This is a genomic window from Calderihabitans maritimus (assembly GCF_002207765.1).
In the GTDB taxonomy this organism is placed as follows: domain Bacteria; phylum Bacillota; class KKC1; order Calderihabitantales; family Calderihabitantaceae; genus Calderihabitans; species Calderihabitans maritimus.
The window spans coordinates 21158-29223 of sequence record NZ_BDGJ01000060.1; the positions used below are offsets into that span (position 1 = coordinate 21158).

The 8066-nt window shown below is 50.4% G+C and carries 8 protein-coding genes and 1 pseudogene; 1 reads left to right on the forward strand and 8 read right to left on the reverse strand.

What is annotated here, in order from left to right; all coding sequences use genetic code 11:
* Positions 1-106: 106 nt before the first annotated feature.
* From KKC1_RS06045 to KKC1_RS06060, 4 genes are all read right to left on the reverse strand, one after another.
* A complete protein-coding gene (locus KKC1_RS06045) occupies positions 107-793 on the reverse strand; it encodes a hypothetical protein (RefSeq protein ID WP_088553593.1) in 687 nt (228 codons plus the stop codon).
* Positions 794-881: 88 nt separating this feature from the next.
* Positions 882-2804 (reverse strand): molybdopterin biosynthesis protein, encoded by a 1923-nt coding sequence (locus KKC1_RS06050; RefSeq protein WP_088553594.1) that lies wholly within the window; start codon positions 2802-2804, stop codon positions 882-884.
* A 17-nt stretch (positions 2805-2821) separates the two neighbouring features.
* Positions 2822-4054, reverse strand: coding sequence for a molybdopterin molybdotransferase MoeA (locus KKC1_RS06055; protein ID WP_088553595.1), 1233 nt, complete (start codon positions 4052-4054; stop codon positions 2822-2824).
* Between the two features lie 26 nt (positions 4055-4080).
* A complete protein-coding gene (locus KKC1_RS06060; RefSeq protein ID WP_088553613.1) occupies positions 4081-4260 on the reverse strand; it encodes a hypothetical protein in 180 nt (59 codons plus the stop codon).
* Between the two features lie 168 nt (positions 4261-4428).
* On the opposite strand from KKC1_RS06060, the gene KKC1_RS06065 reads away from it, so the two are divergent.
* Positions 4429-5301: a patatin-like phospholipase family protein gene (locus tag KKC1_RS06065; protein ID WP_088553596.1), complete on the forward strand. Its 873-nt coding sequence runs from the start codon at positions 4429-4431 to the stop codon at positions 5299-5301.
* A 23-nt stretch (positions 5302-5324) separates the two neighbouring features.
* Here the strand turns inward: KKC1_RS06065 and KKC1_RS06070 are convergent, their stop codons facing one another.
* From KKC1_RS06070 to KKC1_RS06085, 4 genes and pseudogenes are all read right to left on the reverse strand, one after another.
* Positions 5325-5936 carry a 5-formyltetrahydrofolate cyclo-ligase gene (locus tag KKC1_RS06070; protein WP_088553597.1) on the reverse strand — a complete coding sequence of 204 codons (612 nt, stop codon included), beginning with the start codon at positions 5934-5936 and terminating at the stop codon, positions 5325-5327.
* Between the two features lie 45 nt (positions 5937-5981).
* Positions 5982-7334, reverse strand: coding sequence for a DUF512 domain-containing protein (locus KKC1_RS06075; RefSeq protein WP_192868111.1), 1353 nt, complete (start codon positions 7332-7334; stop codon positions 5982-5984).
* Between the two features lie 16 nt (positions 7335-7350).
* Positions 7351-7578: pseudogene (locus KKC1_RS06080) on the reverse strand (thioredoxin family protein); the annotation flags it as partial.
* 12 nt (positions 7579-7590) lie between these two features.
* The gene (locus KKC1_RS06085) at positions 7591-7779 is read right to left on the reverse strand and encodes a thioredoxin domain-containing protein (RefSeq protein WP_088553600.1); all 189 of its coding nucleotides are present in this window, start codon (positions 7777-7779) and stop codon (positions 7591-7593) included.
* Positions 7780-8066 lie beyond the last annotated feature (287 nt).

Genomic DNA, 8066 nt, shown 5'->3' on the forward strand with positions numbered 1-8066 from the left:
CCTGCAGGTGAACTGGTAGACCTATTTCGACATTGCTCAGGGTTTATCCTGCCTCATTGTATGCCCTTATCTGGCCCAAAACAAATTAGAGCCTGAACAGGCTCTTCTAAATCCGGGGTGGTTCTATTTTGATTTCGGTATTAAAGTCAAACAGGTCTACCTTTACGGACAGGAAATGCTCGGGGTCTTTCCTATTTCTTGCCTTGATGATACCTCGAACCAGCCGGCGACTTTTTCTGTCTACCCATAACTGGTATTCAAAATCTTCCCAGTATGTCTCCAGAAAATTATTGTTCACCTCCGGCTGGCAGCGGAACACATAGGTTTTACGTTTCCGAATTTCTTCTGTCCCCAGGTACTGCGCATCTTCTACCACCGGAAAGCGGAAACTGGCCAGGGGGTTCAATTCTGTCATAAAAAACTCGTTCTGAAACAACCCCCCGCCGGGAGTAACCAACCATTTCTCGGAGACAGGGTCCAGAAAATACGTCTTGTCCCCGACATGATATATTTCTGCTTTCTGGCTGAGTATCTCTCCTTTAATACGGAAAGTATTCTCGTCGGCCCGTTCTCCCTCTACCCGGCTGATTATCGTTTCCCGTCCGTTTCGTAAAGTCTTCACCTCCACCCGATACCGAAAACTCTTGGCCGCCAGAGTACGGGATAAAGCTTCATTAACTACCTCCGGCGGAATTATTCTGTTCTTCTCCTGATAAACCCTGTAAGCCGCCCATATAACTAACAACAACAGTACTAAACCGACCAGTCTTTTCCAGTTGGGCCTTAACTTCACCCTTCCCCATCCTCCCGCTCTCAGCCCGTTTTCCTAGCTAATCCTTACGGGCTCGATGGGGAAAATATGTCAGGGGAAAACTGGAAGATTAACTTTGTTCCCAGATAACTTTCCCGCAGTCTCTTAAATCGTATCCCCCGAGAGAGCGAACTTCCTCCTGAAACTCTTTCTTGGCCATTATCGCCAGAAGACGTTTGATATAAGGGGTATCCCAGTACTCCCGCAGTATGCAAAGGTCATAGCGTTCCTCTGCCAAAGGAATAAAATCGAGTTCCAGGGCTTGGGCTGCCGCCCGTATTCCCAGGCCGGCATCTGCCCCTCCGGCTACCGCCGCCGCAACAGCCATATGGGTATATTCTTCCCGTTCATAACCTCTAATTTGGCCAGGGTCTATACCCTGCTTGGCCAAAAGATAATCCAGCAACATCCGGGTTCCCGATCCCCGCTGGCGGTTCACAAAAGTCACCTCCGGCCGGGTTAAATCGGCCAGGCCTTTAATACCTTTTGGATTACCCCTAGCCACTATCAGACCCTGTTCCCGGTAGGCCAGGTTTACCAGCACCAAACTCCGGTCAGGAAGTAGCCGGCGAAGATAAGGGATGTTATATTCACCGCTTTTTTCATCCAAAAGGTGTATTCCGGAACAGTGAGCTTCTCCGGCCTGAAGGGCCTTTAGGCCCGCCAGACTGCCTACATGGGCACTGGACAGAGCAGCCTCCGGATAAAGCCGACGCAGGTGGTTGGCCAGTATATCCAGAGCAATATCGTGGCTGCCAATAATGACCGTAGTCTGCTTGATTTCATCTAAAGGCCTCAGGAGTTCCACCGGTACTCTTTCACCGGCAGCATAGCCTTCGGAAAGACGCGGTATCCGAATAATACCATCAGCCCGTATCAAAGACATAATAACTCCCGCCCCGCGGGATATTGGAGTAGCGACAGTCTTACCGCCCACCTGTCCCAGTTTGACCCGGACAAACTCTTCTATACCTATAGATGAAACCAGCTTGCGGGAAAGAACGGCCTCAATTTCAGCCCGGACCGGCGGGACGGAGCCCAGCTTGCGATACACGATAGGTTTAACAAAGAGATCGGCGCAAAGGTAGGCAGAAACCGGGTACCCGGGAACCCCAATTACCGGGCAGTTTTTGGCCAACCCCAGAATTACAGGTTTCCCCGGTTTAATAGCCACCCCATGGAACAATACCTGCCCCAGGCTTTTTATTACTTCCGCGGTAAAATCTTCTCTGCCCGCTGAAGACCCGGCGTTAATCAAAACCAGGTCGGCCTGTTCCAGGGCTTCTGCTAAAGCCCGCTTTAAGGCATCAAAATCATCGCTAGTAATCGGAAAACGCTTGGGAATACCTCCCCATTCTTCCACCAAGCCGGCCAGCATTCTGGTGTTGGAATCAATTATGTCTCCTGGTTTTAAATCACTACCGGGTTCCACTAGTTCAGTACCGGTAGGTAAAATAGCCACCCGGGGCTTCCTATAGACAGCCACTTCAGTTACTCCTCCCGCCAGCAATCCCCCTATGTCCGTGGGACGCAGGCGGTGATTGGACGGAACAATCATTTCCGAAGTCACGATGTCCTCCCCTACAGGCCGTACATTCTGCCAGGGGAAGACAGGCTGGGTGATTTCAATCACTTCCGGGGTGACAAAATGCACATCTTCAACCATAATCACTGCATTGCAACCGTCAGGAAGCGGATCCCCGGTATCGACCATAATTGCCTCACTTCCTACAGCCAGTTGCCGAGGATTTGTTTCGCTGGCCCCGAAAGTTAAGGAAGCCTGTACCGCAAAACCATCCATAGCCGCGGCGGTATAGTGGGGTGAAGATACCCGGGCGTAAACCGGTTCCGCCGTTATCCTTCCCAGACTCTCTTCAACCGGGATTATCTCCGCCGGACCGGGATGTAACGCCCCTGCCTCCTCCAACAAAGTGAGATATTGGGCCAGCGCTTTTTCCCGTGGGTGGTTATCCAAATAAACATCCTTTGCCACTTTGACCAACTCCCGCTTCAGAGAAGTTTTACCTCCACCGTTTCTCCTGCCTCTACCCCTTCTTTTTCGGCCGAAATCCTGGCCAGACCGTCGGCTTTAACCAGGTTGGATATGAGCCCCGATTTACCCAGTACCGGTTCCGCCCATAACTCCTGTTGCCGTAAAACTAACTTCACCCGTATATAGTCTTCTCGACCGGCGGCCGAGCGGATATTTCGCGTAATGCGCGCCCTCAAAGGAAACTCCAGGAAATCTTCCTCGGGATAGCGGCCTAAGCGTACCAAAGGAGCCACCAGCAGTTCAAATACAACCAGGGTGGAAACAGGGTGACCAGGCAGCCCGAAAACCGGTTTCCCTTCTATCACCGCTCCTACGGTCGGTTTTCCGGGTTTGATAGAGAGGCCGTGAAACAGTACCCCCGGCCGCCCCAGGGACTGGATGACCCGGTCAGCCACATCCCGGACCCCTACCGAACTCCCCCCGGACAGCAGCACCATATCGTTTTCTTTCCAGGCCTGCGCCAATTTTTTTTGTAAAAGATCAAAACGATCTGGGACAATACCATACAAAATGGGTTCGCCACCGTTAGACAATACTGCCCCGTAAAGGGTATAAGAATTAATGTCCCGTACCTGGCCTGCTCCGGGTGTCTGTTCGGGAGAAACTATTTCATCCCCGGTGGAAACAATCCCTACCTTCAGAGGTCGCCTGACTTCCACTTCCGTAATTCCAACCGCCGCCAGTATACCTAAATCCTGCGGCCTTAACCGATGTCCCGCCGAAAGTACTAGTTGCCCCGCTTCAATATCTTCTCCCTTACGGATAACGTTTTCCCCCGGTGCCACCGGTCTGGTAACGACAATGGTCCTTTCATCTAACTCTTCCGTATGTTCTACCATCACCACCGCGTCGGCTCCGGTGGGTAACATTCCTCCCGTCGCAATACGCCAAGCCCGCCCGGGTTCCAAAGAAACGTCCGGGGCCTGTCCCATTAGTACCTCCCCGGCTACCTCCAGGTAAGCCGGCATACCTTCCGAAGCACCAAAGGTATCCCCGGCCCTAACTGCGAAGCCATCAACGGTAGCCCGATCAAAACCGGGGACATCAATGGCGGCAGTCACATCATCTAAAAGGCAGTGTCCTAGAGCCGAAGGAATTCTCATTTTTTCTGCCCGAACTGGCAAGGATAAATGACGGGACATGAGAGCCCGCGCCTTGCTGACCGTAACCGCATTAAACAACTCCTGCATCGCTAACCTCTCCTGCCGCCCGGAGGCTAAAAGCAACCCAGCTGACACCGGGTAATTTTTATCTTTAATTTGTCGCAGGCTTCCCCTACTAAACGCAAGGGCACATCCAGTTCTCCCGCCAGCCGGTGGGCTTCTTCGCAGGACAGTCGCCCTTCTTTAGCCGCATTCTTTACCGCCTGCAAAACTTTTTCCTCTATAACTAACATAGTTGGTACTTCCTCCCCCTTAAGAAAATTTAAAAATACCCTGCCAAACCACAGACCCACCTAGCTTAAATATACCGCTCAACCCCCTAATATCCTGCCGTACTTTACAAATTTTTAACTTTTTTCCTCTTCGTCGCATAATTTAATGTGAAGAGGAGGTGGGCCGCCATGAAAATAGGGCTGGCTTTGAGCGGCGGAGGAATCAGGGGGGCCGCTCATATAGGAGTTTTGGAGATATTAGTTCAAAACAATATCAAACCGGATATTATTGCGGGAACCAGCGCCGGGAGCATTATCGGTGCTTTGTATGCCTCCGGCATGTCTCCGCAGCAGATAGCAGACATTTTAAAAGACCTCAAACCGCGGAAATTGGTAGATTTGTTTTTGCCTTTTCTCAGCTTTCCCCTCTCATACCGCATGCACAGGCTCGGTCGGTGGAAACTGCCCTCAGGACTGCTGAAAGGGAAACTGGTGGAAAAATGGTTGCGGGAAAATCTGGGGAACCAGACTTTTTCCCAGCTGAAATTTCCTCTGGCCGTAATCTCGGCTGATATTAATACAGGAGAGATGATTGTTTTTACCGACCGGTATTTGGTACCGAGCCGTAAATCCCCGGATACCGTTTTTATTACCGACACACCTGTTTACGAAGCGGTACGGGCCAGCATTGCTATCCCAGCCGTCTTCGCGCCCAAAAAAATCAGTTCCCGTACCCTGGTCGATGGAGCTATCGTAAATAATGTTCCTGCCGACGTCTTGCGCCTGCTCGGTGCCGATAAAGTAATTGCCGTTGACCTTTCCTTTATCGTGCGGCAAAAAAGGCCGGTACAAAATGCCATCGAAATCCTGCTGCAATCAGGCGATATCATGGGGCAACGCATTTCCAACTATATAACTTCCCACTACGCTGATATAACCCTGTATCCAAATACCGGCGAAGTCAACCTGCTGGACTTTGCCGCTATACCGCAAATGATTGCTATCGGTCGTAAGGTAACTTTGAAACGGCTTCCGGAAATTAAAGAGATACTGTCGCGTTAAGTGTCTAAAAATAAAATCTATCCTTAACTTAACTTGCCTGTGAAGTTAATCTTTAAACGATTTTCCCGACAGTTGATAACCTCTCGGTCGGTAACTACGAAATCCACCGGGTGGTCGTGGGCTTCAGGAAAAACATCGGGCAGGAGCTGTTCCTGGTAGGCCAAAGCTACCGTTGTCGCCTCCGGTGATAAACGGGGCAGAAAACGGTCATAAAACCCGCCACCGTAACCCAGGCGGTTGCCGTAAATGTCAAATCCAACTCCCGGAACCAGCACCAGGTCAATAACTTCGGGTTCTACCGGGCGGAAGCATTCCGCCTTGGGTTCCAAAATTCCCCACGTTCCGGGCTTCAAATCGTCGGGAAATTTCTTCACTTCCGAAGGTATTAATCGCTTATTAGCTCGATCGGTAACCGGCACCACAACTCTTTTCCCCTGTGCCAGGCAGGTCCGAATAATTCCCCCGGTCTCCACTTCATTGCGAAAGGCCACATAACTCATAACCGTTTCCGCCTGTTGAAAAACGGGCAGGGCCACAACCCGAGATGCCACTCGGGCGCTTTTTTCCCTGACTTCATCATCGCTCATTTCCAGCCGTAATTTAATAATCCTTTCCCGTATCTCCTTCTTCTTCATATTCATTCCTCCTGAGCCAATGCATTGCAGACCAAAAAGTGCCGCCTAAACCGGTACGCTTACCGGCCAATCTAGCCGCCGGGCTATTTCCGTGTAATGTACGCCCGTCAGGTCCCGCCCCCAGAAGTCAAAAGCCCTGGGCGGCAGCAAAACCAAATCAGGGACCATTTTCCCCTGTTCTCGGTAATCTTTTAAAGCCTTCACGAAGTCGTCCACCACCAGCAGGCCGGCACTTATGATTGTGCCACCAAATAAACGGCTTGAAACCGGAAGTATATCTATGGTTACCCGGTCAGTAGAAATTCGTTGCGCCACCAAACGCATCAATTTCTCTGCCGCTAGGGAAGTACAAATGAGTACCTTGACGGCGCGGTGGCGTTGAATTTCCCGCCGGATTCGCATCTCATCCCCCGGGTCAAAATCATAGGCCATCACCAGCCCGTCCCCGCTACCCGGGTTTTTCTGCCATGTTAGCCGTAGCTGTTGCCGGTCCCTGTTTAAAAGAATTTCCACTTTTGCGCTTTTTTTAATTTGGTAGAATGCATCGACGCGGGAAACCGGTTGCCGACCGTCAATTTCCAGGACAACATCCCCGGCCCGGATACCGGCGGCGGCTGCCCCGGAACCGGGCACCACGCCTTCCACCCGCGGAGTTAGATCCTTCAGAAGGGGCGGTTCCAATACCAGAGGACAGGCCAGTTCTTGTCGTAAAGAATGACAGAAGTTCTCCAGTTCCTCCCATAATGTCCTGGAAATTTTCAGCCTCCGGGAAAGGACTTGATTTCCTCCCGGTAAAAACAAGCGAATAGTCCTGGCGCCGTGATCGGCAAGATAAAACAAGGTACGTCGCAGGTCATCCCAGCCTACCAGTTGCGGCAGAGCCACGACACTTCCGTGGAAAGGGATGCCTGCTTTTTCCAAACTTTTGACCGCTGCAACACCCTCTGTCCCCTCATCGCCCATCAGCATTTTTCTGCCGGCCTTACTTGCGCTGTTTAAAGAAATATTTAGTTCCACGGGCTTTAGGGCCGACAGCAGAGAAATCTTCCCGGCGTTTAACAGGGTACCGTTGGTGGTAATTTGAATTGGTGTATGCGGAAATTTGCCCCGCAGGAGTTGTAAAATTTCATCAAACCGGGGATGACAGAAAGGTTCCCCTTCCATAATCTTAGTGGCAGATTCTCCTATTACAATCTTTTCTTTCTCATTCAGGAATTCCACCAGTCGCTCCAGCAATTCCATACTCAGGGGAGACAGATAGTACACCTGTACCTCCCCTGGGTTTTGCCGGTGGCTACAGAAGACACATCCGGCATTACATTGGGAGGTGAGGGGAAGAATGTTGTGTTCCTGCACCGTCTGTAAGATTAATGTCTCCGGCGCCGGTAATCCCGGCATTCCCATTCCCCTCCCGTTATGGTGCTATTTTCAATATCTTGGCTTCTAATTGCTCGTAGCTCAACTCTCCTACATAATTGTCCACAACCTTGCCCTCCCGGTTAATAAAGAACATCGCCGGAATACTAAAAACGTTAAATCTTTCCGCCAGCCTTCTCCCGGAAGAGGTCTCGACATCCGCCACAATAAATTGGACCTGGTCTCCATATTTTTTGAACAGAGCCATAATCACGGGCTCCATACGCCGGCAGGCCGGTCAGTATTCCGCATAAAATTCCAAAAACACCGGTTTCCCCGCCTGTATGGCCTCATCTAAAGCTTTTTCATAATTGCTTATCCGCTTATGTAAAGGAACCTGCCTTTGGTCATACAGCGGCTTAAAGATAATCAAGGCTGCAAAAAATACGAATGCGGCCGTCAAAATTATTTTGGCCCTTCTACTCATTTTCCACCTCCTCCCTTTTTCTCTTACCAAAATTCTTCCACAAAAAATTTTCTCGCCATGAAAGAACTCACATGAGTTATTAACAAAATTCACATCACCGGGAACAGTTGTGCGTTTCGTTTTTTCCACAAGAAAGAAAAGCTCATTTTCCTACTTATTAACAACTTTATCCACATTATCCACAGAATATTTAATCCACAAAACAAGTGTTCTTTTTCACAAGCGTACAAGCTACCCTTTCAGCCTAAGACCGGGAACGGCATTTAAATCCAGCGAAGCCTTCTCCC